This window comes from Kumtagia ephedrae (assembly GCF_003012745.1).
Classification (GTDB): domain Bacteria; phylum Pseudomonadota; class Alphaproteobacteria; order Rhizobiales; family Rhizobiaceae; genus Kumtagia; species Kumtagia ephedrae.
Genome location: NZ_PXYK01000033.1, coordinates 37,736 through 61,475, shown reverse-complemented (window position 1 = coordinate 61,475; position 23,740 = coordinate 37,736). Strand labels below are relative to the sequence as shown.

General features: G+C 64.9%; 21 protein-coding genes and 1 pseudogene. 14 read left to right on the top strand and 8 right to left on the bottom strand.

The features are described from left to right. A pseudogene (locus C7I84_RS30435) lies at positions 1-118 on the top strand (IS630 family transposase); the annotation flags it as partial. Between the two features lie 6 nt (positions 119-124). Here C7I84_RS30435 and C7I84_RS25490 read toward each other — a convergent pair. Beyond that, positions 125-1,231 carry a DNA alkylation repair protein gene (locus C7I84_RS25490; protein WP_106775033.1) on the bottom strand — a complete coding sequence of 369 codons (1,107 nt, stop codon included), beginning with the start codon at positions 1,229-1,231 and terminating at the stop codon, positions 125-127. Between the two features lie 478 nt (positions 1,232-1,709). Here C7I84_RS25490 and C7I84_RS25485 point away from each other — a divergent pair, with 478 nt between their 5' ends. Then, positions 1,710-3,401, top strand: coding sequence for a hypothetical protein (locus C7I84_RS25485; RefSeq protein ID WP_106775032.1), 1,692 nt, complete (start codon positions 1,710-1,712; stop codon positions 3,399-3,401). Positions 3,402-3,413: 12 nt separating this feature from the next. On the opposite strand, the gene C7I84_RS25480 is transcribed toward C7I84_RS25485, so the two are convergent. The 3 genes from C7I84_RS25480 to C7I84_RS25470 form a co-directional block, all read right to left on the bottom strand. Further along, positions 3,414-4,133 (bottom strand): pentapeptide repeat-containing protein, encoded by a 720-nt coding sequence (locus C7I84_RS25480; protein ID WP_425351399.1) that lies wholly within the window; start codon positions 4,131-4,133, stop codon positions 3,414-3,416. 167 nt (positions 4,134-4,300) lie between these two features. Further along, positions 4,301-4,651 carry a hypothetical protein gene (locus C7I84_RS25475; protein ID WP_106775030.1) on the bottom strand — a complete coding sequence of 117 codons (351 nt, stop codon included), beginning with the start codon at positions 4,649-4,651 and terminating at the stop codon, positions 4,301-4,303. Positions 4,652-4,653: 2 nt separating this feature from the next. Continuing rightward, positions 4,654-5,655, bottom strand: a complete 1,002-nt coding sequence (locus C7I84_RS25470) for a 2-hydroxyacid dehydrogenase (RefSeq protein WP_106775029.1) — start codon at positions 5,653-5,655, stop codon at positions 4,654-4,656. Positions 5,656-5,817: 162 nt separating this feature from the next. On the opposite strand from C7I84_RS25470, the gene C7I84_RS25465 reads away from it, so the two are divergent. After that, a complete protein-coding gene (locus C7I84_RS25465; protein ID WP_165816215.1) occupies positions 5,818-6,378 on the top strand; it encodes an SH3 domain-containing protein in 561 nt (186 codons plus the stop codon). A 123-nt stretch (positions 6,379-6,501) separates the two neighbouring features. Here C7I84_RS25465 and irrA read toward each other — a convergent pair whose 3' ends face one another. From irrA to C7I84_RS25450, 3 genes are all read right to left on the bottom strand, one after another. Continuing rightward, on the bottom strand, positions 6,502-6,927 hold the full coding sequence (gene irrA / locus C7I84_RS25460; RefSeq protein WP_106775027.1) for an iron response transcriptional regulator IrrA: 426 nt from the start codon (positions 6,925-6,927) through the stop codon (positions 6,502-6,504). Between the two features lie 170 nt (positions 6,928-7,097). Then, positions 7,098-10,208 (bottom strand): efflux RND transporter permease subunit, encoded by a 3,111-nt coding sequence (locus C7I84_RS25455; RefSeq protein ID WP_106775026.1) that lies wholly within the window; start codon positions 10,206-10,208, stop codon positions 7,098-7,100. Positions 10,209-10,210: 2 nt separating this feature from the next. Then, the gene (locus tag C7I84_RS25450; RefSeq protein WP_106775025.1) at positions 10,211-11,326 is read right to left on the bottom strand and encodes an efflux RND transporter periplasmic adaptor subunit; all 1,116 of its coding nucleotides are present in this window, start codon (positions 11,324-11,326) and stop codon (positions 10,211-10,213) included. 83 nt (positions 11,327-11,409) lie between these two features. Between C7I84_RS25450 and C7I84_RS25445 the strand changes: the two genes are divergently transcribed. The 6 genes from C7I84_RS25445 (at position 11,410) to C7I84_RS25420 (ending at position 16,540) form a co-directional block, all read left to right on the top strand. Beyond that, positions 11,410-12,027 (top strand): TetR/AcrR family transcriptional regulator, encoded by a 618-nt coding sequence (locus tag C7I84_RS25445; protein ID WP_106775024.1) that lies wholly within the window; start codon positions 11,410-11,412, stop codon positions 12,025-12,027. Then, positions 12,020-12,913 carry an NAD(P)/FAD-dependent oxidoreductase gene (locus C7I84_RS25440; RefSeq protein WP_106775023.1) on the top strand — a complete coding sequence of 298 codons (894 nt, stop codon included), beginning with the start codon at positions 12,020-12,022 and terminating at the stop codon, positions 12,911-12,913. Before C7I84_RS25445 ends, C7I84_RS25440 begins: the two co-directional genes overlap by 8 nt. Before the next feature lie 63 nt (positions 12,914-12,976). Further along, a complete protein-coding gene (locus C7I84_RS25435) occupies positions 12,977-13,780 on the top strand; it encodes an SDR family NAD(P)-dependent oxidoreductase (RefSeq protein WP_165816213.1) in 804 nt (267 codons plus the stop codon). Between the two features lie 177 nt (positions 13,781-13,957). Further along, on the top strand, positions 13,958-15,259 hold the full coding sequence (fabF, locus tag C7I84_RS25430; protein WP_106775022.1) for a beta-ketoacyl-ACP synthase II: 1,302 nt from the start codon (positions 13,958-13,960) through the stop codon (positions 15,257-15,259). A 41-nt stretch (positions 15,260-15,300) separates the two neighbouring features. Beyond that, complete coding sequence (locus tag C7I84_RS25425; RefSeq protein WP_106775021.1) at positions 15,301-15,504, top strand: hypothetical protein; 204 nt, start codon at positions 15,301-15,303, stop codon at positions 15,502-15,504. A 163-nt stretch (positions 15,505-15,667) separates the two neighbouring features. After that, on the top strand, positions 15,668-16,540 hold the full coding sequence (locus tag C7I84_RS25420) for a 2OG-Fe(II) oxygenase family protein (RefSeq protein ID WP_106775020.1): 873 nt from the start codon (positions 15,668-15,670) through the stop codon (positions 16,538-16,540). A 27-nt stretch (positions 16,541-16,567) separates the two neighbouring features. On the opposite strand, the gene C7I84_RS25415 is transcribed toward C7I84_RS25420, so the two are convergent. Continuing rightward, entirely contained in the window at positions 16,568-17,473 is a 906-nt protein-coding gene (locus C7I84_RS25415) for a LysR family transcriptional regulator (RefSeq protein ID WP_106775019.1), read from the bottom strand. Between the two features lie 202 nt (positions 17,474-17,675). Here C7I84_RS25415 and C7I84_RS25410 point away from each other — a divergent pair, with 202 nt between their 5' ends. The 5 genes from C7I84_RS25410 to C7I84_RS25390 are packed head-to-tail and all read left to right on the top strand — an operon-like array spanning position 17,676 to position 23,734. Continuing rightward, positions 17,676-19,049, top strand: a complete 1,374-nt coding sequence (locus C7I84_RS25410; RefSeq protein ID WP_106775018.1) for an amidohydrolase family protein — start codon at positions 17,676-17,678, stop codon at positions 19,047-19,049. 52 nt (positions 19,050-19,101) lie between these two features. Beyond that, positions 19,102-20,214, top strand: a complete 1,113-nt coding sequence (locus C7I84_RS25405; protein WP_425351400.1) for a BMP family ABC transporter substrate-binding protein — start codon at positions 19,102-19,104, stop codon at positions 20,212-20,214. A 27-nt stretch (positions 20,215-20,241) separates the two neighbouring features. Continuing rightward, positions 20,242-21,768: an ABC transporter ATP-binding protein gene (locus C7I84_RS25400; RefSeq protein WP_106775017.1), complete on the top strand. Its 1,527-nt coding sequence runs from the start codon at positions 20,242-20,244 to the stop codon at positions 21,766-21,768. Next, positions 21,765-22,820 carry an ABC transporter permease gene (locus C7I84_RS25395; RefSeq protein ID WP_425351397.1) on the top strand — a complete coding sequence of 352 codons (1,056 nt, stop codon included), beginning with the start codon at positions 21,765-21,767 and terminating at the stop codon, positions 22,818-22,820. The genes C7I84_RS25400 and C7I84_RS25395 overlap by 4 nt, the downstream gene beginning before the upstream one ends. A gap of 5 nt (positions 22,821-22,825) precedes the next feature. Further along, positions 22,826-23,734 (top strand): ABC transporter permease subunit, encoded by a 909-nt coding sequence (locus tag C7I84_RS25390; protein WP_207771070.1) that lies wholly within the window; start codon positions 22,826-22,828, stop codon positions 23,732-23,734. Positions 23,735-23,740 lie beyond the last annotated feature (6 nt).

Here is a 23,740-nt window from a genome sequence, read left to right as displayed (position 1 = left end):
CCAGAAACGATCGATCGAGGACACATGGCGACATATCGGCCACCTCGTCGCCACCATCGACCCCGGCGAATGCGACAACTACTTCGCAAACGCAGGCTACGCTTCCGTCAAATCATGAAAGAGTCTAGATGCCGAGATCGAAGGCGTCCTCGGCCAAGGTCTCGCCATTGACGATCAGCTCGACGCGGTGGCGCCCGGCATGGTGCTTGCGGGTGGTGAAGTCGCGGATGGTCTGGCTGATCGCCAGCGTCGTCCTGCCGGCGGGTTGCAGCGTCAGCTCCCTGAGCTTGAACACCTTGCGCGACGCGGTGCCGTTCTTCTTCACGTAGTGGATGGCATAGTCGGCCACCAGATGCTGCGACCCAAGCCCGGTGGAAGCGATGGCCGCGGAGATCGTGATCCGGTCGCCGAGCGCCACATTGGCGGGCTCGACCGAAAATGCCTCGACGCGCAGTTCCGGCTTGCCGGTCGCGCCGACCAACCCGAGCGCCCGCGGCTCGCCCCTCTTGATCAGGCTCCGGAGCGCATGCTTCACGATCCACGCGGTGTTCCGGTCGCTCAGATCCCATCCCGAAACCCGGTCGAGAGCCCAGTCGGGATTGTCCTTGCTGATGTCGTTGAGGTGGTTGGCGACCGATTTCCGCACATAGAGGCTGGCATCGCGCTTCAGCGTCTCGAGGATCGGCGCCGTCGGCGACGGATCGGCCATCAGGTTTTTCAGGTTGGACGACCACGGCAGGCGCGGCCGCGAGCCTTCGCTGGCGAGCCGGCGCACATGCTCGTCTCCGTCCTCGGCCCAGCCGCGCATGACGGCAAGCGTCCCGTCGAAATCGCGGGCGAGAAAAGGGCGAATGGCGAATTCCGCGGAGCCGAACCGGGTGAGGAACTTCAAGGCGTCCATCGACACGGCGAAATGGCCCTGTCCGTAAAGCGCCACATGCTCGCAAAGTGCGATCGACGCGAAATTGTGCTCGATGCGCGGCGCGAGCGCGCAGAGGATTTCGGCCGCCTGCGGGAAATCCGCCGGCAGGGTGGCGTGCAGGCTCACGGCCGTTTGCCGCATACGCTGCATGATGCCGAGGGCGCCGAGATCGTCGGTGGCGAGCCGCATGAACCGCTCGACGTCGAAACCCGGCGAGACCGCCGCGGCCTGGGTCGCGATGTGGCGGAGCCGCGCCCGGTTGAAGATCTCCTTCAGCGCCGGCGCCGCCTGTGCCGAATTGTCCGCCATCGCTGCGGCCTCCCCCAATCCATTGCCGCGGGAACGATCGGATGCGGCGCGAATCTCCGCCCATAAGCCATGGAAGGCACGTCTGCGGAAGATGCGCCGGCGGCGGATCGCGCGATCCGCTGACAGGAACCGGCAGGAGTGTGATGCGGCGCGTTCCGAAAAGAACCTTCCATTGCTTGTCGGCATGCGCCGTCGGCTCGACCGGGCGCTGCCGCCTCGTCGGCGCATGCCTGGGTGATGAAAGATGATCCGGGTTCACGAAGAAGAACATTGAAGATATCTTATCAAGATTTCTTGTCTTAATGATTGATGTTTGGTATTTTGTGTAAAACGAATATGGCTGGGGCTCAATATCATGAGAGATTTATCCCGCGCAGTGGCGCTCGTCGTCTTCTTCGGATTTCTTGCCGTGGTGCAAACTCCCCATGCCGCGCTTGCGCAAAATTGCGTCAATGGCGAATGCAAGTGAGGTGCCGATATGTCGCCGCCTGGGTCGCCATCTGACGTCGGCCAGTTGCTTGCGCCGGAAGTGATCTTCAGCTGGGGTTTCGGCCTGCTTGTCGTCGTACTTTATGGGTGGAACAAATTCTATGAGGAGATCCCCAGCCTGAAATCGGCGAACAAGGATCGGATTATTTCTCAGATCTATATGAAGGACTTGACCGTACATCGGGCCTTTACCGAGTCCCTGATAATCTATCTGGCGATTCTGCTTTTCATGTTTGTCGCCATAACCCTGTTCGGGCGCGGGCTCGGCATCGAGCGTGTGGACAAGGTCACACTGATCGCCTGGCCGACCACGAGCGCGCTGCTGATGGTCGGCCTGCTGCCGAACCTGCCGTGGTTTTCCCAGGTGGAGCTGTGGCTGCGCGGCATGATGCACAACAGGGCGATGATCATCCGCTCCGTCGAGGACACGAAGAGCGAACTGGCGGCGGCGTCGCAAAATCTGCAGGCCCTCTCCCCCGAGGGCAGGAAGGACCTGTTCCGCTTTGCCGAGTTGGAGGCGCAGTTCGAGTCGGGGGATCTGCCCAGCGAGCTGGAGAACTGGATAAAGACGAGCTTCATCGTCCGATCGGCACGAAAAGTCCTGCGGGATGCCAACAGATCACCGAAGATCGGTCGATCGTTCTTCGAAAAATACAAGACGATCTGGGACCGGATTCTGGACGAGCACGACAGTATAAGCATGCAGCTCGGCGTGAGCGCGATCACCGACTACAAGTCGCTGGAACAGGCCGCCGAAAAGCTGAAGCCGTTGATCGACAAGAACTATGACGACGTCTACAGCTTCATAAGCTGCGCGGTCGTGAACCGGGCCAAGAGAGTTCAGATGTCCACGGTTCTCGACGCCCTGCGCCTGAACCTGTCCCAGGAGCAGATAGCGGACATCCGCAACGCGAGCCGGCTGCAGTTCCAGGCGGATGCAATCCTCTTTGCCTTCTTCTTCAGCCTTGGCGCAGTCGCCTTTCTCTATGTCTCGATGTCTTTCCTGAACGGTTCGATCGTTCAGCTGAGGCCGGATTGGGCCAGGACCTGGCCCAGGATCGAGGCGATCGGCGGCAACCTGTTCAATGTCGTGGCCGGATACATATGGGTTGGCTTGGGGATATTCGTCTTCTTCATGTACAGGAAATTCCGGCTGGAAGATGACGACTGGTACAGGGACAGGGATGGCAGGCAGGCCGATGTCGTTGCTGGAAGAAGCTATCTCAGGGCTGCGATCCTTGTCCTCGTCGTTCTCGGCCTCTTTCTGCTGCTGATCGATGCGCTTGCCATAATCGGCACGTCGAACAAGTGCGAAGGCGGCGTACTCGTGGCCACCTGCACCGATTTCCTTTGGCAGAAGCTGACGGCCTTCTTCGATCGGAACTGGCTCAGGCTATGCTACGGCGTTGCCGCCTGCGTGATCACGTTCGTGCTCGTGGAAAGGTTCACCGCCAAAGCCAGGCTCGGCATGCGGGCTGCGCTTGGGGTGGCGGTGTTGTGCGCGCTGGTCATCGGAATGGAGTTCATTGGAAAATACCACCTGGCGGCGGCACAGGTCAGGAACACCGCCGACCCGATCGATACCGCCTATCTCTATGTTGCGGCGATCGTTTCGACCGTGTTCTGGGTAACCTTCCTCGAAAAGGCGCGTCGCCACCTGATCGGACGGGCGACGTCGTAGCGCCTTCGAGGCTCAGTCGTGCTTGCAGGGCCAGTCGGCGGGCGCGGTCAGCCCGGCCGGCAGCTTGGTCGCCTGGTCGCCGCAGGCGTCGTCGATCTGCCACTGCTTCAAGCCGGTGGCGGCGCTGAGGTCGAGCCCTTCGATGCGGGTCAGGAACAGGAAAGCTCCGGAGAAATCGAGGGGGCCTTCGAACTTGACGCCGGCGAGCTGCACCCGCGCCAGATTGGCCATGGTGAAGCGGGTGCCGGTGATGGTCGCGCCGGTGAAATTCGCGCGACCCAATTCCGCCTTCTGGAAATCCGCGCCGGAGAGATCGGCGCCGCTGAAGTCGGCGCGCTGCAGCTCGGCGCTGGCGAAGGAGGCGCCATGGGCCGACATCCCCGCGAAAATGGTCCGGTAGCCTTCGACGCGGGCAAAATTCGCCTTCTCGGCCTTGGAGCCGGCCAGCGAGGAACGGATCAGCGCCGCCTTCTCCAGATTGGTGCCGATCAGGCTGGAATTGCGCAGGTCGGTGGCGTTGAGGTCGGCATCGGTGAGATTGGCGCCGTCCAGCTGGCTGTCCGGCAGCAGCAGGTTGCTCTTGCCGCATTGGCTCCAGTCGACGCCCGGCCCCGGCATCGACCTGCAGTTCGCCGCGCTGGTCGCCGCTGTGGGAACAAGGAAGGCCGGAAGCAGGACCGCCATCATCGCGACGCGCCGCAGGCCGGTCCGTGCGTTTGAAATTCTTTCCACCAGAACTCTCGGCATTCAATCGTCCTGCGATCGTCCGGCCTTGGTTTTTCCGGCTCCAGCCTGCTTATAGCCGAGACTGTGTCGCGACAAATATGACGAGTTCGTGTCCTTGCGCCGGGCCGCGGGATAGTGGGCATGACCGCCGGGACGGAGGTCGAGAAAATAGATTAAACTATCATGGATATGATGTGTAGTTTTTCCAAGGTTTCCGGAGGGAAGTCGTCGCCCGCTCTGTGATGCAGTTCCGCTATTTCTGTACGGCCTTCGAAGAATCGGTAGAATTCATACTTGTCTTCATGGACCTCAATCTGAAAACCTTTGGGAGAAACCTCGTTCCAGCTCATGCAAATGGTCGGCCGATAACCTCGACCGACTTCGGTTGGAGGCATGTGATCTGAGCGGATCTGGGTCACAAGGTCCCAAGCATTCGCGGCCGTCGACGATGAAACAGGATCGTCGGTGCTTTCCTCCAGGATCGAACGAATCTCCTTCACCGTCTGTGCCCAAAGATCGGACATTCTCAAGTCCGGTTCGGCAGCACGCGGTCCGGCGGGCGGTGGCCGTCGAAGAAGGTGCGGATGTTGATGATCACCTTCTCGCCCATGTCGATGCGGCCTTCGATCGTCGCCGAGCCCATATGCGGCAGGATGACGACCTTGCCCCTGGCGGCGAGCTTGACCAGCTTCGGATTGACCGCCGGCTCGTGCTCGAACACGTCGAGGCCGGCGCCGGCGATCTTGCCTTCCTGCAGCATCCTGACCAGCGTCTCCTCGTCGATCAGGTCGCCGCGCGCCGTGTTGACGATGTAGGCGGTCGGCTGGAGCAAAGCGAGGCGGCGCGCCGACAGCAGATGGAAGGTGGCGGGCGTCGACGGGCAGTTGATGGAGATGATGTCCATGCGCGCCAGCATCTGGTCGAGGCTTTCCCAATAGGTAGCCTCCAGCTCGTCCTCGACGCTCTGCAGCACGCGGTGCCGGTTGTGGTAGTGGATCGACAGGCCGAAGGCTTTTGCGCGCCGCGCCACCGCGGTGCCGATGCGGCCCATGCCGATGATGCCGAGCCGCTTGCCGGTGAAGCGTCGGCCGAGCATCCACGTCGGCGACCAGCCGGCCCATTTCGACGGGTGCTCCAGGATGTTGGCGCCCTCGGTCAGCCGGCGCGGCACGGCCAGCATGAGCGCCATGGTCATGTCGGCCGTATCCTCGGTGAGCACGCCCGGCGTGTTGGTGACGGTGATGCCCTTGCGGGCGGCCGCCTCGACGTCGATCTTGTCGACGCCGTTGCCGAAATTGGCGATGAGCCTGAGATTCGCACCGGCCTGCTCGATGAGCGCGGCGTCGATCCGGTCGGTGACGGTCGGCACCAGCACGTCCGCCTCCTTCATGGCGGCGACAAGCTCGGGCTGGCTGAGCGGGCGGTCGTCGAGGTTCAGCCGCGCGTCGAACAGTTCCCGCATGCGGGTCTCGACCTGGTCCGGAAGCTTGCGGGTGATGACGACGAGAGGCTTCTTCTTGCCCGCCATGAGTTTCCTCGAATCCGGATCCTGTTGAGACCTCTTTAACCAAGGCGCGCGAAACTTGCACCCGACCCCGGCGTGACCGCCTGTGTAACAAGCGGCCGGGCCTATGACAAAGAAAAAGGGGCGTCCCGCGGGGGATGCCGGCTCATGCGCAGAGGAACGAAGGTGTCTGGTCTGGTGTCGATTCGCACGGTTGTCCTGGGCGCGCTGCTCGGCCTGGCGCTGTTCCCGGTCGGCGATCGCCATGCCGCCGCGCAAGGCGCCGCCGGCCCGAGCGCCTCGGTCGGCCCGAGCGGCCTGCCGCTGCCGCGCTTCGTCAGCCTGAAGTCCGGCAAGGTCAATTCGCGCATCGGACCCGGCGTGAACTATCCGGTCGACTGGCTCTATCTGAAGCCCGGACTGCCGATGGAGATCATCCAGGAATACGACAACTGGCGGCGCGTGCGCGATGCCGACGGGGCGGAGGGCTGGATCAACCAGTCGCTGCTGTCCGGCAAGCGCACGGCGATCGCCGCTCCGTGGCAGCGCGGCAAGGATGCCACGATCGACCTGGTGGCGGAGCCGCGCCGCGAGGCACGCAAGGTCGCCGTCATCGAGCCGGGGGTGGTCGGCACCATCAAGGAATGCAACGGCGAGTGGTGCCAGATGATTTTTTCCGGCCATACCGGCTGGATCAGCCAGACGCTTGTGTGGGGCGCCTATCCCGGCGAGACGATCAAGGATTGACCGCAGCGGGCCGCGCGCCCAGCCGGCGCTTGAGCGGGCGCCGTCACCGACGGGTCGGCGCAATACGCAGCCATTCGAGGCGCAGCGTCGCCCCCAGCCAGTTCGGCAAGATCGGATGTGGTGTCAGGCGCCGGCCTTGCGGCGCAGCCGCACGACCACGTCGACGTTGACGATCTCCATCCCTTCCGGCGGCGCGGGCAGGTCGCTGACCTTGATCGGGCCGGACATGATGTCGAAGACGGTGTTCTCGCCCTCGATGAAGAAATGATGGTGGTCGGACGTGTTGGTGTCGAAATAGGTCTTGGAGCCTTCGACGGCGAGGATGCGCAGCAGGCCGGCTTCCGTGAACTGGTGCAGCGTGTTGTAGACGGTCGCCAGCGACACCGGCACGCCGGCGGCAAGCGCCTCCTCGTGCAGCAATTCGGCGGAGAGATGACGGTCGCCCTTGGCGAACAGCAGGTCGGCCAGCGCCACGCGCTGGCGTGTCGGGCGCAGGCCCGCCTTGCGCACGCGCTCACCGATGCTGACTGCGTTGTCCGGTGACTTCATCGTCCCAACTACAACCCCGAGAGAGACTGCAAGCCCGCGAATACACGAACTTGGTCACAATTCCCTTTACGAGCATATATTCGGTTGTGGATTGCCGATCAATAGCCGCGCTTCGACGATGTCCGCGCGAGGCGCTCGCCGATATGTCCGGCATCGACCCAGGCAGAGGTCTACTCCGCAGCCATTGCCGTGCGCAATTCCGGTTCCTCCGCCGTGTCCTCGGGGACCTCGTCGGCAGTCGGCTTGATGCGGAACCACGCGGCGTAGAGCGCGGGCAGGAAGAGCAGGATCAGCACCGTGCCGACCGCGGTGCCGCCGATCAGAGTATAGGCCATCGATCCCCAGAAGACGGAGTGCGTGAGCGGGATGAAGGCCAGCACGGCGGCGAGTGCCGTCAGGATGACGGGCCGTGTGCGCTGGACAGTGGCTTCGACGACGGCGTGATAATCGTCGAGACCGGCCGCGCGGTTCTCCTTGATCTGCTCGGTCAGGATCAGCGTGTTGCGCATCAGGATGCCGGCCAACCCGATCAGCCCCAGGATGGCGTTGAAACCGAAGGGCTGGTTGAAGGCGAGCAGTGTCGGCACCGCGCCGACAAGCCCGAGCGGTGCCGTCAGCAGCACCATGGCCATCATCGAGAACGATCGCACCTGCAGCATGATGACGATCAGCGTGATGGCGATCATCAGCGGGAAGACCTTGCCCAGGGCTGCGTTGGCCTTGCCAGCCTCCTCGATCGATCCGCCCAATTCGATGCGATAGCCGGCCGGGAGAGATGCGATCAGCGGCTGAAGGGCCTTCATGATCTGCTTGGAGACCTCAGGAGGCTGGGTCGCCTCGTTGATGTCCGAGCGGATCGTGATGACGGGCGTGCGATCGCGGCGCTTCAGGATCGGCTCTTCCAGACGGATTTCCGAATGGCCGATCTGGTCGAGCGGAATCGGTCGGCCGTCGCGGCTCATCAGCGAGAAATCGGCCAGGCGCGCGGGATCCAGCCGTTCGCCGCCGCCGCTACGTGCCACGATGGGGACGTTGCGGATGTCCTCGCGGACCTGCGTAACCGGGATGCCGGTGAGGAGGAACTGGAGCTGCTGGCCCACCTCCGCCGGCGAAAGGCCGATGAGGTTCAGCCGATCCTGATCCGGGACGAAGCGGAGCACCGGCGTGCGACTGCCCCAGTCGCGATTGGCCTGCCGCACGTCCCGGACGCCCCGCATGATGTCGAGGGCCTTCTCGGAAATACGGTAGAGTTGCACGGGATCAGGCCCCATCACCCTGAACTCGACCGGGAACGGCGTGTAGGGGCCGAACACGAGCTGCGTGACGCGGACATAGGCTTCCGGTGCGAGCCCCTGTGCCACCGCCTGCCGGAGCCGGTGCTTCAACACCTCGCGCGCCTCGGCGTCAGCGGTCAGCGTGACGATCTTGGCGAAGGCGGGATCGGGCAGCTCCGGCGCCATCGCGAAGAAGAAGCGGGGCGCGCCCTGACCGACATAGCTCGTGACGATCCTGGCCTCGGGCTGGTCTTCCAGCCAATGTTCGAGTTTCTCGACCGTAGCTGTCGTCGTCTCGATGCTGGAGCCTTCCGGCAGGCGGACCTCCACCAGCACCTCCGGACGGTCGGATGTCGGGAAGAACTGCTCTTTGACGGCACCCATGCCGACGACGGACAGCGCGAAGGCGATGCCGACTGTGGCGCAGGTCGCGAACTTGTAGCGCACGGCAAGGGCGATGAGCCGCCGCAGGCGCCGGTAGTTCGGCGTGTCGTAGATCGCGTGGGTGCCGCCTGCGACCGGCTTGATCGCGGGCAGCATCTTCACGCCGAGATAGGGCGTGAAGATCACCGCGACGATCCAGGAGACGATGAGGGCGAACCCCACGACCCAGAAGATGTTGCCGGCGTATTCGCCGGCGGTCGAGCGGGCGAAGCCCACCGGCAGGAAGCCGGCGATCGTCACCAGCGTTCCCGACAGCATCGGCGCGGCGGTGTGGCTCCACGCATGGGCGGCCGCCTTGATGCGGTCCATGCCTTCTTCCATCTTCACCACCATCACCTCGATGGCGATGATGGCATCGTCGACGAGAAGGCCGAGCGCCAGGATCAGGGCGCCGAGCGTGATGCGGTCGAAGAACCGGCCGGTCTCCAGCATAATGAGGAAGACGACGGCGAGCGTCAGCGGGACGGCGGCCGCCACGACGATGCCGACGCGCCAGCCCATGCTGATCAGGGCGATCAGCAGGACAACGCCGAGCGCCATCGCGAACTTCATCATGAATTCGTCGACCGCCGAGGTGATGTTGACGGCCTGGTCGGTCACCTTGTCGAGCGTCATCCCGAGCGGCAGTGTCCGTGCGATGGCCGCCGTCCTGTCCTCCAAGGCCTTGCCGAGCGCGAGGCCATCCCAGCCCTCCTGCATGACCGCCGCGAGCATGATGGTGGGCTCGCCCTGGCGCCGGATGAGATAGGTGGGAGGATCCTCATAGCCGCGGCGGATTTCGGCGATGTCGGAGAGCTTCAGCGTCCGTCCCGCAGCGACGATCGGGGTATCGGCAATCGCCTGAACGCTGTCATAGGCGCCGTCGACCCGGATGAAGACGCGCGGCCCCCGCGTGTCGATCGAGCCTGCGGGCGTGACGGCGTTCTGCCGCTGCAAGGCGGCGACGATGTCCTGTGCCGACACGCCGAGGGTCGCCAGCTTGGCGTAGGAGAATTCGACGAATATCTGTTCCGGGCGTTCCCCGAGGATGTTGATTTTCTTGACGCCGGGCACGTGCAGCAGGTCCTGGCGGATCACTTCGGCCTGCCTCGCCAGCTCACGCATCGGCATGCCCTTGGCCTTCAGCGCATAAAGCGCGAAGCTCACATCCGAATATTCGTCGTTGACGAAAGGACCGTGGACGCCGGCCGGCAGGTTGCGGGCCTCGTCCCCGAGTTTCTTGCGGGCCTGGTAGAATTCCTCCTGCACGACGGATGGCGGTGTGCTGTCCTTCAGCGTGACCGTCATATATGCGTAGCCAGGCCGCGTGGTCGTCTCCACGCGGTCGTACCAGGTCAGCTCCTGGAGCCGTTTCTCCAGCGGTTCGGCGACGAGATCCTGCATCTCGCGCGCCGTGGCGCCCGGCCAGACGCTCGTGACCGTCAGGGTCTTGATGGTGAAGTTCGGGTCCTCCGCCCGACCGAGCATGACGAAAGCGTAAGCGCCGGCAGCAACCAGCAGGAGGATGAAGAACAGGGTGACGGCCCGTTCGCGAACGGCGATCGCGGAAAGATTGAGGTTCATCGTCAGTTGCTCGCGCTTCCGGGCCCAGTCCTGACGCGGGCGCCCTCCTGCAGGAGATGCGCGCCGAGCGCGACAACCTGATCGCCGGAGTTCAGTCCGGAGATCACGGCGGTTTCGTTGGTCATTCGCACGAGCTTGACCGGCTGGAATTTGACCGTTGAAGTGGCGCTGTCCAGAATCCAGACGCCGGTTCTCTCACCGTCATCGAGGACGGCCCCCAGCGGCACCTGGACCTCCGGCTGACCTGCCTGGCTTGGAAGGCGGATCGTTACCGTTGCGCCGAGCGGCGCCCCTGCAGCCTCGCCGTCGAGCACGTAGCGGGCTTCATAGGTGCGGGTCTGGGCATCCGCGGAATCCGACAGCTGCCGCAGATGCGCCGTGTGGCGACGTCCATCGCTCCCGTAGAGGCTGGCCTCGGCTGCCGAGCCGATCGCCGGACGGATCGTTTCGGGCAGTGCGACCACTGCTTCACGAGGGCCGGCCTGGGCGAGCCGAACCACGGTTTGGCCGGCGGAGACCACCTGTCCCGGCTCGCCAAACGTTTCGACCACGGTTCCATCCGCATCCGCCACCAGGACCGTATAGGTCGCTTCATTCTCGGCAACCCGTGCTTCGGCTTCGGCAGCAGCGAGTTGCGCCCTGGCCGTATCCAGCGCGGCCTTCGCCTGCTCGTAGCGCTGTCGGGGAACCCATCCGTCCTTGAGCAGACTGGCATATCGCCGTTCATCCGGTTCCGTCTGAACGACTATGGCGCGCGCCGCGGCAATGGCGTTGCGCTTCGCTGCCAGTGCGAGGTGAAGGTCGGCATCGTCGATCCGCACCAGCGGCTGGCCGGCTTTGACCTCCTGGCCAATGTCGACGAGCCGTTCCACGATCTTGCCCGGAACACGGAAACCGAGATTGCTCTCAACCCTCGCTCCGATAGTGCCGGTAAAGCTGCGCTCTGATGCGGTCACAGGTGCCGCCGTCACCAATCTGACGACCGGCGTTTCCTGCCTGGGGTCGCTCACGGCAGAGGCTTCCTGCGTGGGGATGGCAAGTGTGGCAAATGCCGCCGCGCCCGACGCTGCGACCAGGACGCCGGCCAGCACCACGAGATTCCTCTTTTTCCTGCCCATCGCCTGGTCCTAAAATTAGATTGCGTTCGCACTCTATAGCTGATATAGATTACGGGCGCAATCTAAAAAGAAGGAGATCGACGATGCGCGTGAGTCGCATGCAGGCCGCGGAAAACCGCGAGACCGTGATCAACGTGGCAAGCCGTCTTTTTCGGGAGCACGGCTTCGACGGCATCGGCCTCAAGGACCTGATGAAGGGCGCCGGACTCACCCAGGGCGCCTTTTACAAGCAGTTCGCATCGAAGGACGACCTGGCCGCTCAGGCGTCCAGGCGCGCGATGGAGCGCGCCTTCAGCCGCTTTTCAGCCGCAGCCGCGGAAAATCCCGACGATCCCCTTAGCGCGGCAATCGCTCTCTACCTCAGCACGGAACATCGCGAAGAGCGGATGGACGGCTGCCCGGTCGCGGCACTCGGTTCGGATGCAGCCAGACAGGGCGCCGACGTAAAGGCGTCATTCGAAGCCGGGATCAGGGAATACCTCGATATGCTCGGCTCTGGGGTTGACGAAGCGGAGGGCAAGGAGCCCGGCGGCAAGGCCATGGCGATTCTTTCGACAATGGTCGGCGCAATCGTCCTCTCGCGCGCCGTCAACGACGAGCAGTTGTCGAAGCAGTTCTTGGAGGCGGCCCGCGAAGCCGTTGCGTGCCAGGCCCAGGCCAACCCCCTCCATCCACAGCACGGAGCTTATCACCATGGATGACGTCATCATCATCGGCGGCAGCTTTGCCGGCCTCGCCGCTGCCCTGCAGCTCGGCCGTGCCCGCCGCAAGGTTACCGTTCTCGATACCGGCCTGCCGCGCAACCGCTTCGCCGGCCATTCGCATGGTCTGCTTGGCCACGATCACAAGCCACCGCTGGACATCCTGGCCGAGGCGCGGCGGCAGTTAGCGCGCTATCCCACGATCCGGCTCGTCAATGCCCGGGCCGATAGCGTCTCCGGCGCCATCGACGATTTCTCCGTCCTCACCGGCGATGGCGAAAGCCTTGGGGCGCGCCGCCTGATCCTGAGCTATGGCATAACCGACCAGGTGCCTGATGTGCCGGGCTTTGCCGAAGGCTGGGGCACGTCCATCGTGTCCTGTCCCTATTGCGACGGCTTTGAAGTCGCCGGCCAGCATTGGGGCCTCGTCTGGTCCGGCCCGCAGTCGCACAATCAGGTCAGGCTGTTCCACGATTGGACCGACAGGTTGACGGTCTTCGCCGATGGTCACGACATTCCGCCCGATATCCGGTCCGATCTGGAGCGTCGCAACACACCTGTCGTCGATGGCCGGATCACCGAGATCGCCCATCACGGGGGGCATGGCGCCACCGTCAAGCTCGATAGCGGCCCCGATGTCGCGGTCGACATCCTGTTCGCGCATCCGCGCAACAAGCCGTCCGCAAGCCTGCATGAATCACTGGGCCTCACCACGGTCAATACGCCCCTCGGCATCGTCCTCAAGGTTGACGAGCGCCGCGAAACCAGCATGCCGGGCATCTACGCCGCCGGCGACCTCACCAACCCCCTCATTCCCTCGGTCACCACGGCATCATGGCAAGGCGCGATGGCGGGTATCTTCGCCCAGCAGTCGATGCTGGTTTGAGAGCACAGATTGGCGGGATGTGGCGAGCTCCCTGCGCTGATCGAATGGATGACGGAGAGAACGATGTCGAAAGAAACAACAAGCAGCAGCCTTGCCGGAAAACGGGCTCTGGTCACAGGGGCATCGAGTGGCCTCGGTCTTGAATTCGCAGATATCCTGGCGGCGCAGAAGATCGATCTCGTATTGGTGGCCCGACGGCAGGAGCCGATGGAAAAGCTCGCCTCCGATCTTCGCCGCAAATACGGGGTGGACGTGCTGGTCGAAGCGGTCGATCTGGCCTCGCCCGGCGCGGCCAGTCGCCTGAAGAGCAGTCTCGACGCGAAGGCGATAGCGGTCGACATCCTGGTGAATAATGCCGGATACGGCCTGCACGGCGATTTTCTGGAAACCCCGATCGAGCGCACCACGGATATGATCCAGCTTAACATCACAACGCTCACCGAGCTGACCTATCTCTTCGGCCGCGATATGGCCACGCGGGGATCCGGACACGTCCTTCTCGTCGCCAGCCTTCTGGCCTTCCAGGCCGTTCCCAGCTACGCGGCCTATGCGGCGACCAAGGCTTATGTGCTCGCGCTTGGCGAGGCCCTGCATGACGAGCTCCGCCCCCACGGCGTGGTCGTGACCAGCCTCTGCCCGGGGCACACTGCGACCGGGTTCGATGCGGCGGCTGGCGCCACTGACTCGGCCTTGTTGCGCCTCCTCACCATGAAGCCACGCCCGGTTGCCGCGAGCGGCATGCGGGCGCTCTTGCAAGGAAAGGCCATGGTGGTCGCGGGCCTGTCGAACAAGATGGCAGCCTTTTCAAACCGCGTGACGCCGCGATCGATGCAAAGGGCCACGATGAGAAGAATAATGGCGGCTTAAGTCCCGCGTGGCGGGAACGATGCCGGGCCTTGCAGGATGGATGCGCACCGGCCAGACCGAGTAAGCTCGCCATCGAAGTTCAAACCGAGTGCCGTTGCGGCGGCCTCCGGCAGCCGGGCATGCGAACGTGCTTGCACTGTGCCAGCCCAAGCGGTTCGGCAGATCGACAGGAAGATGATGCGACGAATTGTTGTCACTGGTCTCGGAGCGGTCACGCCGCTCGCCGCGGGCGTCGAAACGTCCTGGTCGCGCCTGCTGGCCGGCCGCTCGGGCGTTCGCAGGCTTCCGGACGATGTCGTGGGAGACCTGCCCGCGAAGGTCGGCGGTGTGGTTCCCTCTTTGGAAGAAGACCCCGAAGCCGGCTTCGATCCGAATGCTGTCTTTGCGCCGAAGGATCAGCGCAAGGTCGACCGCTTCATTCTCTTCGCGCTGGCGGCGGCGGACGAGGCGCTGGCGCAGGCGGACTGGAAACCCGGCTCCGAAACCGAGCGCCTGCGCACGGCCACGATCATCGCGTCCGGCATCGGCGGTTTCCCGGCCATCACCGAGGCGGTGCGCACGGTGGACTCACGCGGTGCGCGCCGCCTGTCGCCGTTCACGATACCCTCTTTCCTGGTGAACCTCGCCGCCGGGCATGTCTCGATCCGCCACGGCTTCAAGGGGCCGCTCGGCGCGCCGGTGACCGCATGCGCGGCCGGCATCCAGGCGATCGGCGACGCGGCACGGCTGATCCGCGCAGGTGAGGCCGACATCGCCCTGTGCGGCGGCACGGAAGCCTGCATGAATCTCGTCAGCCTTGGTGGGTTTGCCGCGGCGCGCTCTCTTTCGACCGGTTTCAATTGGGCGCCGGCCCAGGCCTCCCGGCCTTTCGACAGGTCGCGGGACGGCTTCGTCATGGGCGAAGGCGCCGGCATCCTGGTCATCGAGGAACTGAGCCACGCGCTGGCGCGCGGCGCAAAACCGCTCGCCGAGCTCGTCGGCTACGGCACGACCGCGGATGCTCACCACGTCACCTCAGGCCCGGAGGACGGCGACGGGGCGCGCCGGGCCATGGAGATTGCGATCGCCCAGGCGGGGATTTCGCCGCGCGAGGTCCGTCATCTTAATGCGCATGCGACCTCCACGCCGGTCGGCGACATGGGCGAGATCGAGGCGATAAAGAGCGTGTTCGGCCGCGATTTCGCGATTGCCGTCAGCGCAACGAAATCGGCGACCGGGCACCTGCTCGGGGCCGCCGGCGGGCTCGGCGCCATCTTCGCGATCCTGGCGCTGAGGGATCAGGTGGCGCCGCCGACCCTCAATCTGAGCATGCCCGATCCGGCCGGCGACGGAATCGACTTCGTTGCAAACGAGGCCCGGCCTATGGCGATGGAATACGCGATCGCCAACGGCTTCGGCTTCGGCGGCGTGAACGCCAGCGCGCTGTTCCGGCGCTGGACGGACGATCTGTCCGGCGCAAGCACTGGAGGTGGCTCGTGATCGCCGCCGCTCGCGCTCCGGTCTGACGGGAGGACATTTCGATGAAGATCGGGATGCGTCGGCAGCCCGGTATCCCGGTCTATTGCACGGAGATGACAACGAACGACCTGAAATCGGCGCTGCAGTCGGCCGACCGGTCTCGCGCTCCCGGCAATCGTGACGCTCTGATCAGAGAATTCATGGCAGCCGGCGGCAAGCTCGGCCACGACGAAATCGTCGCCCGCAACCGGGCGGTCACCGCGTGATCAGCGAACCCGAGTGGCGATGCGGGAAGAACCTCTCCGACGACATGGCAGAGCGCCATGTCGAATGCCCCGTTTTCGTGGACAGGCCGTATGCGAATTGGTGCCTTGTGGCTGGTCGCGTTTCATAGCTTCCCTGCGAACAGGTTTTAAGGGGAAGATGATCATGACCAGCACCTCGCCGCGGGACGAAGTGGACACTGGAGTAGCCGCCGTTTCCTACAAGGATCCCGAAGCGCCGCGGCTCTTCGCGGAATCGCTGCGCAGGACCGGTTTTGGCGTCCTCAGGGACCACCCGATCCCGCAGGAGCTCATCGAGACCATCCATGGGGAATGGCTGGATTTCTTCAAAAGCGATGCCAAGCACGCCTATGCCTACGACAAGGAGAAGCAGGATGGCTTCTTCTCGACCGCGGTGTCCGAGACGGCCAAGGGCAGCACCAAGAAGGATACCAAGGAATTCTTCCACTGTTTCCCGGCGGGCCGCTATCCCGCCGAGGTCTCCGATGCCGCAAAACGCTACTACGCAGCAGCCAGCGCGCTCGCAGCCGAGCTTCTCTCCTGGGTGGAGATGCATACGCCGTCCGACATCCGGGCAAGGCTTTCGATGCCATTGCCCGATATGATCAAGGACAGCCCGCAGACGCTGCTGAGGATCCTCCACTACCCGCCGCTTACGGGAAACGAGGAGGACGGCGCACTGCGCGCCGCCGCCCATGAAGACATCAACCTGTTGACAGTGCTGCCCGCATCGAACGAACGCGGCCTGCAGCTCCTGACGGAGAACGGCGAGTGGGGCTACGTGCCGTCCGACCACGGCTCGCTGGTCATCAATATCGGCGACATGCTGCAGGAGGCGACCGGCGGCTACTACAAGTCGACGACGCATCGTGTCGCCAATCCGGTCGGTGAAAGCGCCCGTCGATCGCGCGTGTCCCTGCCCGTATTCCTCCAGCCGCGTTCGGACGTCGTTCTTTCCGAGCGCTATACGGCAGGGTCCTATCTCGAGGAGCGGCTGCGCGAGCTCGGCGTCAAGTAAAGAACGAAATCGCTGACCTGCTCGAGGTCAACGGGACAGCTCGCGGCGGACCGCCGCGATGATCGCCTGGGTGAAGGCGGTGCTGAGGGCCGGCACCGTCGACTGGTCGCGCACGCAGATCGACAGGGTTTCCCGCGTGTTCGGCGCGTCCAGCGGGACCAGCACGATCTGACCGCTCGCCAGTTCGTCGCGCACGTCGAACCGCGTCAGGATGCTGATGCCGGCTCCGGCGCGTACGGCGCTCTTGATCATGAGGATCGAATTCGAGGTCAGCGGCGCGGTCGTCCATGGCGAGCCGCTTGCGAAGATGGTGTCGATCAGCGGCCGCAGGCTCAGGCTGCCGTCGACCAGAAGCAGCGGCTCGCTCTCGCATTCGCTCGGGGAAATCGAGCGGCGCGACGCGAAGGGATGACCGGCCGCCACCGCCACCGCCATGTTGATGGGCATGGTCTCCACCGCCCAGTAGTTGGAGCTCGGCGGCATGTTGAAGGCGACGACCAGGTCGATCTCGCCGTCCTCCAGCAGGCTGACCAGCTCGCGCGTCCCGCCGACGCGGACGACGGCCGACACTTCCGGATAGCTCTGGCGCACCGTAGCGAGGATTTCGGTGAAGAAGCCGCCGGCGAAACACTCCATCATGCCGATCGTGATGCGCTGGCTCTCCTTGCCACGCAGCTTCGCCAGCTCGTTAGTCACCCCTTCCATGTCCGCATGCCAGCGGCGGATCTGCTCGGCCATGAGCCTGCCGGCCGGCGTCGCACGCACGCCGCGCGGCAGGCGTTCGAGGAAGATCATCTTGTATTCGGTTTCGAGGTTCAGGATGTGCCGGTTGATCGCAGACGGCGCCATGTTGAGGATTTCCGCCGCGCGCCGGATCGACCCGGCCTCGATCACCTCCACAAGACAACGGGTCGCCGTCGTAAAAATGGGCATCGATGTCGACTGCTCTCACTTTGAGCACGGGCCGTGCGATAAACTTTTCTTGTGTACGTTCATCCGCCTTCATAAGCTTTGAAATGTCAACCGGCGGATGGCGAGCCGCCCCGAAATCAACCATTCCGCGCAAGCTGATAGCCCGATCGGGAGCCGCAAGCCTTCCGGCGCGTGGACGCATGCGCAAGCCGAGCCGGAGTCCATGACCGTTCGAATTCTCGCAGCCGACCACGTCATCACCATGGATCCGGAAAACCGGGTCGTCGAAAACGGCGCGGTCGCCATCGACGGTGCCCGTATCGTATCGGTCGGCGCGCTGGCGGAGCTCCGGGCAAGCTTTCCGGACAGCCCCGTTCGCCTGTTGCGCGACCGCCTGCTGATGCCGGGCCTCGTCAACGCCCATCTTCATTCCGGCCTGCTGCGCGGAACGGCCGAAGGCCTTCCGGTGTGGGACTGGCTTCGCATGTACATCGATCCGATGCATCGGGTACTGCGGCCGCGCGAGGCCGAGGCGGCCTCCTGGCTCTGCTACGCGGAAGCCGTGCTGTCGGGGACGACGACGGTCGTGGACATGTGGCGTCACATGGAAGGCGCCGCCCGTGCCGCCAGCGCCATCGGCAACCGCACCGTCATGGTGCCCTATGTCGGAGAGCATCCGGACTACGACTACTTCGACCGCCTCGACGACACCGAGCGCCTGCTCGAAACCTGGCACGGCAAGGCCGATGGCCGCGTCGAGGTCTGGGTGGGGCTCGAACATGCCTTCTATTCGACCGAGGACGGCCATCGCCGCGCCATCGAGCTCGCCAGGAAGTTCCGCACTGGCTTCCACACCCACAGCAACGAGGCCGACGTCGAGCTCAGGGAGATGCACCGCCGCTACGGCACCCGGTCGATCCAGGCGCTGGAGAAGCTCGGCCTTCTCGATGCCGGCAAGACGCTGCTTGCCCACTGCGTCTGGCTCGACGACAGCGAGATCGAAGTGATGGCCCGGCGCGGAGTGGCGGTCGCCCACAATCCCGCCAGCAACATGAAGCTCGCCAGCGGTTATGCCCCGATCGGCAAGCTGCGGGCGGCGGGCGTCGCCGTCGGCATCGGCACGGACGGCGAGAAGGAGAACAACAACCTCGACATGTTCGAGGAAATGAAGTTCGCTTCGCTGCTGAGCAAGTTCGCCACGCACGATGCCGCCGCTCTCGACGCCTGGGACGTGATGCGCATGGCGACCATCGAGGGGGCGCGCGCCATCGGCAAGGAGCACGAGATCGGTTCGCTCGAAACCGGCAAGAGGGCCGACATCATCGCCGTCCGCACCGATACGCCGCGCATGACGCCGCTGTTCGGCGGCAAGGGCGGAAACCTGCACCACAATCTCGTCCATGCCGTGCGCGGCGGCGACGTCGATCTCACGATGGTCGACGGCCGCACGCTGGTCGAGGACGGACATCTGAAGACGGCCAACATCGGCGACCTGATCGCCGATGTGCAGGCGGTCGTGCCCGGCCTTTTTGCCCGGCGCGGCGCCTGGCTTGCCGAGAATGCCGCGGGCGCGGTCAGTCCGATTTCCTCGGCCTGACGGCGACCCGATTACTACTCAAGACTTAAAAAAAAGGGGAACCATAATGATGATCACCGCCATGACCCGCCGCAGCGCCCTCCGCGCCATGATGCTTGCGGCTTCGACCTCCGTGCTCGCCGTGGCCGCCACGGGCGCCCAGGGCGCCGATGCCAAAAAGATCGTCTTCCTCGTCAACGGCAATCTGGGCGACAAGTCCTATTTCGATCTCGGTGCCAAGGGCATGGATCTGGTGAAGCAGAAATACGGCGACCAGGTCGAGACCAAGGTGATCGAGATGGGCACCGACCAGACCAAATGGCTGCCGACCTTCCAGGACGTCTCCGAGCAGGACTACGATCTGATCATCGCCTGCACGTTCGAAATCTCCGACATCATGGCGGAAGTCGCGCCGGAATATCCGGACAAGACCTATGTCCTGATCGACGGCGTGATGCCCTACGACAAGGGCGACTACGGCAATGTGTATTCGGTCGTCTACAAGCAGAACGAAGGCTCCTACCTCGCGGGTATCTTTGCGGCGAGCCTGCTGAAGGACGGCGTCGTTCCAGGCTCCCAGGGGACATCCCTCGGCTTTCTCGGCGGCATGGACATTCCGATCATCAACGACTTTCTCGTCGGCTACGTCGAAGGGGCGCAGTCGGTCACGCCGGACATCAAGATCGCGATCTCCTATGCCGGCACCTTCAACGACGCGGCCAAGGGCAAGGAGCTGGCGCTCGCCCAGTACCGCGCGGGCACGGCCATCGGCTTCAACGTCGCCGGCCTGACGGGCGTCGGCCAGTTGGCGGCGGCCAAGGAGGCGGACAAATGGGCGCTCGGCGTGAACTCCGACCAGGAGCTGATCTTCAAGGACAGCGATCCGGCGATGGCCGCCAAGGTCGCCACGTCGATGCTGAAGAAGGTCGATGTCACGCTCGCCCGCACCTATGATCTGTTCCTGGAGGGCAAGCTGCCCATCGGCACCGTCGAGGCCATCGGCCTCAAGGAGGAGGCTGTCGGACTGGCCGAAACCGGCAACATGGCGACGCTCGCCCCGCCGGCGCTGAAGCAGAAGCTCGACGAAGCGAAGGTCGGCATCATCTCCGGTGCCATCAAGGTCTCTTCCGGCTTCGCCATCGATCAGGCGGCGCTCGACAAGATGCGGACCGCGGTTCGCCCCTGATCCGAAGCGGAACAGGACAGGCGGCCAATGGCGGCTGAACCCATCATCCGCTTCGAGGCGATCTCGAAGCGATATCCCAACGGGACCGAGGCGCTGAAAGGCGTCTCGTTCTCGATCGAGGCCGGGACCATCCACGCCATCTGCGGCGAGAACGGCGCCGGCAAATCGACGCTGATGAAGATCCTGTTCGGGCTGGAGCGGGCGACCGGCGGCACGATCCGCATCGACGGGCAGCCCGTCGACATCTCCTCGCCGCGCGCAGCCGCCAGCTTCGGCATCAGCATGGTGCATCAGCACTTCTCGCTGCTGCCCTCGCTCACGGTCGCCGAGAACATCCTGCTCGGCCAGGAGCCGCGCAGGGGTTTGCTGGTGGACCGCAAGGCGGCGCGCGAGCGCGTGGCAGCGCTTGCTGCCAGGTACAATCTCGAAGCGGATCCGGATGCCCGCGTCGCCGGCCTGTCGGTCGCCGCCCAGCAGAAGGTCGAGATCCTGAAAGCGCTTTCCCGCGACGTGCGGGTGCTGATCCTGGACGAGCCGACCGCGGTCCTGACGCCGCCGGAGACGGACGAGCTCTTCCGCCGGCTTCACGGGCTCAGGCGGGCCGGGATCACCATTCTCTTCATCTCGCACAAACTCGGCGAGGTGCGGGCGCTGGCCGATCGCGTCACGACGCTGCGCGCCGGGCTGCTGTCGGGCGATGCTGCCATGGGCGACATCTCCGATGCCGAGATCGCGACGCTGGTCATGGGAACGACAAAGACTGTGCCGCCGCTGCGCGAGCCCCACGGCTTCGGCGCCGAGCGGCTGCGGGTCGACAACGTCGTTCTCAGGTCCCTGGCCGGCGCCGACAGGCTGGACGGCGTGAGCCTCTCGATCCGGGCCGGCGAGATCCTAGGCATCGCCGGCGTCGACGGCAGCGGCCAGCGCGGACTGGTCTCGGTGCTCACCGGGGAGGTGTTGCCCCATGACGGAGATTTCCATCTGGACGGCCGGTCTGCCCGCGGCTGTTCGACGGCGGCCCTGCGCAAGGGCGGCATGGCCCATCTGCCGGCCGATCGTTTCCATCAGGGCAGCGCGCGCACGCTGAGCGTCGTCGACAATGCGATCGCCGGTGCCCACAGGAGCAGCCGATTTTCCCGTGGCGCCTTCCTGCGTGTGCGCGAGATGGAGACCGAGGCCCGGCGCCTGATATCGGACTTCTCGATCCGCTGTCCCGGGCCGCGCGCGCCGCTTTCCGCGCTTTCCGGCGGCAACGCGCAGAAAGTCATCGCCGCGCGCGAGTTCGCGACGGCGCCGACCTTCCTGATCGCCGACCAGCCGACGCGCGGCATCGACATCGCCGCCGCCGCTTTCCTGCAGGGCCGCATCCTCGATATGGCACGGCAGGGAACGGCGGTGCTCCTGATCAGCGCCGACCTCGATGAACTGCTTGCTCTTTCCGACCGCGTCGCCGTTCTCTATGCCGGGCGGATCACCGCCGTGCTCGACAACGGCCCGCACCTGACGCCGGAACGGCTCGGGCCTTTCATGCTCGGGCTGGAGGATGCGGCATGATCCGCCGGACGCTGGCCCCCTTCGCCCTGACGGTGCTGGTGCTGATCGTGGCGGTCGCAGCCGTGCTGATTCCGGTCGCCTTGGCGACGCCGGATCCGATCGGCATGATCGACACGTTCCTGTTCGGTCCTTTCCGCACCTTCCGCCACACGGGCAACATCGTCGAGATGGCGACGCCCGCGATGCTGTGCGGCCTGGCTGTCGCGCTGATGTTCCGCGCCGGCATGTTCAATCTCGGCGTGGAGGGCGCTTTCTTCCTCGGGGCGCTTGCGACCGCCGCCATCGTCATCCTCGTGCCCCTGCCGGGCTGGGCGATGGCGCCGGTGGCGCTCGCCGGCGGAATGATCGTCGGCTCGTCGGCCTGCGTGGTGCCGGGCGTGCTGCGCAATCGCTTCGAGGTCTCCGAACTGGTCTCCTCGCTGATGCTGAACTTCGCGGTGATGTTCATCGGCCTCTACGTCGTGAACTCCGTCCTGCGCGACCCTTCGGCGGGCGCGATGGTGAGCTACAGGATTCCCGCCGACGCCCGCCTGCCGCGCATCGTTGAGGGTACCCGCATTCATCTGGGTACTATCTTCGCCTTCCTCGCCTGCATTGCCGGCAGCATCTACCTGTTCCGCACCAAGGCGGGATACGAATCGCGCATCGTCGGCGCCAATCCCGGCTTTGCCGCGCATCTCGGACTGCCGATCCGCTCGGTCATGCTGCGCGCCCAGGTCCTGGGCGGAACGATCGCCGCGCTGGCCGGCGGCATCGAGCTTCTCGGCCTCTATCAGCGCTTCTCCTGGCAAGGCCTGCCCGGCAATGGCTGGACCGGCGTCGTGGTGGCGATCCTCGCCCGCGACCGGCCGCTGCTGCTGATCCCCTCCGCGCTGTTCCTCTCCTATCTGCAGGTCGGCGGCGATCTCGTCGCCCGCAATCACGACGTGCCCAACGAGGTGGTGGGGCTGATCCAGGCGCTGATCCTGATTCTGGTCACGGCGTCGGCGATCACGCGCAGCCCGCGCCTGCTGGCCCTGCTCTCCGGCAAGCGCAAGGAGGGCCACGCGTGACCTTCCTGGAGACCATCGCCCATATCGTCGACCTCGTTCCGGTGCTGCTGCGCGTGACGACGCCGATCCTGCTGGCGGCGCTCGGCGTGCACATCTCCCAGAAGGCGGGCGTGCTCAATCTCGGCGTCGAAGGCATGATGCTGGCCGCAGCGCTTGCCGGCGTGCTGGCCAGCGCGGCGAGTGGCAGTGCCTGGGTCGGACTTGCCGGCGCGCTGGCGACGGGGGCCGTGCTGGGCTTCCTCCTGTCCTTCGCCATCCATGTGCTGAAGGCGGACCTCATCCTGTCCGGCATCGCGTTGAACATGCTTGCCGCGGCAGGCACGACGCTGGTCCTCTACATGCTCACCGGCGACAAGGGCATGTCCGGCTCGTTGTCGAGTGGCGTCCTTCCTTCGCTTGCGATCCCGCTGATCGCCGACATTCCCGTGCTCGGCAGGCTGCTGTCGGGCCATCACGTGCTGACCTATCTCGCCTTCGCCATGGTGCCGGTGGTCGCCGTCCTGATGATGCGCACGCCCTTCGGCATACGCCTGCGTGCCGTCGGCGAGAGCGCGGAAGCGGCGGCGACCGCTGGCATCGACGTGGCACGCATGCAGATCGCCGCGCTCGTGCTTTCGGGTCTTCTCGCCGGCGCGGCGGGGGCCTTCCTTTCGATGGGCTATGTGAGCTGGTTCTCGCAGAACATGAGCGGAGGCCGCGGCTTCGTCGCCCTTGCCGCCGACCTGATGGGCTATGGCAGCGCCTGGGGCACCATGGCGGCGTCGCTGCTGCTCGGTGCCGCCGACGCGTTCGTCATTTCGCTGCAGGGCAAGGGCATCCCGAGCGAACTGCTGCAGTCCCTGCCCTACATCGTGCCGATCGTGGCGCTGGTCATCCATGCCCGCGCCCGCCGCAAGCGCTTCGTGCGCATCTGAACCCCG